Origin of the sequence: Chrysanthemum yellows phytoplasma (genome assembly GCF_000803325.1) — a bacterium.
Lineage (GTDB): Bacteria > Bacillota_I > Bacilli_A > Acholeplasmatales > Acholeplasmataceae > Phytoplasma > Phytoplasma asteris.
This window is the reverse complement of the sequence record NZ_JSWH01000136.1, coordinates 1-1,492: the sequence shown is the minus strand read 5'-3', so window position 1 is coordinate 1,492 and position 1,492 is coordinate 1. Positions and strand designations below refer to the sequence as shown.

At 28.4% G+C, this 1,492-nt stretch carries 2 protein-coding genes; both read left to right on the top strand.

The genetic code is table 11. The features are described from left to right. The first annotated feature begins 241 nt into the window (after positions 1 to 241). Positions 242 to 883, top strand: a complete 642-nt coding sequence (locus OL66_RS02630) for a YqaJ viral recombinase family protein (protein ID WP_034172347.1) — start codon at positions 242 to 244, stop codon at positions 881 to 883. Positions 884 to 962: 79 nt separating this feature from the next. Then, a partial coding sequence (gene tmk, locus OL66_RS02625; protein ID WP_034172346.1) for a dTMP kinase occupies positions 963 to 1,492 on the top strand: 530 nt, incomplete at its 3' end.

Genomic DNA, 1,492 nt, shown 5'->3' with positions numbered 1-1,492 from the left:
TTAATACTTGGTTAACTAAGTTAAACAACAACCTTAAAACTATAAGTGATTATTTCTTTACTTATCAAAACCAATGGCTTAATTTAGGTTTATTAACGATTATTTTATTATTTCTTCCTCATTTTTTATATCTAATTGATTTTCTTTTTAAATGTCTTTATCACCTTTTTCGTTTCTTTTATTATTTAGGAAAATATCTTTTATTATTATTAAAGAAAATATTTAAGAAAGAATGATTATTATGAGAATTAAAAACTTAAATCAACGCACCAAATTATGGTACCAACACCGAAAAAAATATATCAACGCTTCTGAAATCGCTTCCATTACAGGGTTAGATCCCTTTCGTTCCATGGAACAATTAGTTCATGATAAACTCTTTGGCACCACTTTTACCGCTAATCAATATACCCTTCATGGACAAAAAATGGAACCCATCGCGCGACAATTTTTCATGCAAAAAACCAATTTAACTTTTGAAGACGCCATTTTCACTGATGATCAAGTTAACCTTTTTTCCGCTTCTTTAGACGGATACAATGAAAAACATCGAGCTGTTTTAGAAATTAAATGTCCTTTTGTTAATGAAAAACAAGAAGTTTCATCCACTTGGACTAGTTTTTTAACCAATCCTCAACTCGAAAATATTCCTCAATACTACTGGGCCCAAGTTCAATGTCAACTCTATTGTTCTCAAGCGAACTTCGCTTACTTTTTAGTTTATTTTAACGACCAAAACTATCATGTTGTTCGGATTTATCCTGATCAAACCTTTATAACGAAAATGATTCAAGATAGTGAAAAATACTTAACCCTTTTCACCAAAGCCAAAGAAGAATTAGAAAAAACTACTTATTTAAAACAATTAAAGAAAATCAAATAATTAATTAATTAATACTTTTAGACCTTTAAAACGAAGGTCTTTTTTTTATGCAAAAATTAAAAATAAAAGGAGAATTAAAATGAAATTAATCGTTTTTGAAGGACTTGACGGGAGTGGAAAAACTTCTCTTATTCACGCCCTTCAACCCCAATTAAAAATCCCTCATCAACTTTATCAAGGATTAGGAAGTAGCTCTATTGGAAAGAAAATTAGAAATTTATTTTTAAATTTTCAACAAGTAGATTATCTCACTCGTTTTTATTTAAGTCTTTCGAATATGACTCAAATCCAAGTGGAATTAATTTCTCCCCAATTAAAAAATCATCAATTAATCATCTTAGACCGTTGGTTACCATCTACTTATGCTTATCAATTATTCCCCTTTTTCAAGGAAAAGAAACAACTTTTAACTTTAAAAAAGATCTTTAAGCTGAATCATGAAACTATTTTAAAAAAACCCGATTTATTAATTTATTTAGATATTAACCCTCTCATCGGAAGAAATAGAAAGAATAAACAAAAAAACCATCAAAGGGATCTGATTGAAAGACAATCATTAACTTATTTTCAAACTGTTCACCAAGGATACGATCATTATTTAACTCATTA

Coding starts and splice junctions, on each gene's coding strand:
- OL66_RS02630 (WP_034172347.1), top strand. CDS start 242: ATGAGAATTAAAAACTTAAATCAACGCACCAAATTATGGTACCAACAC.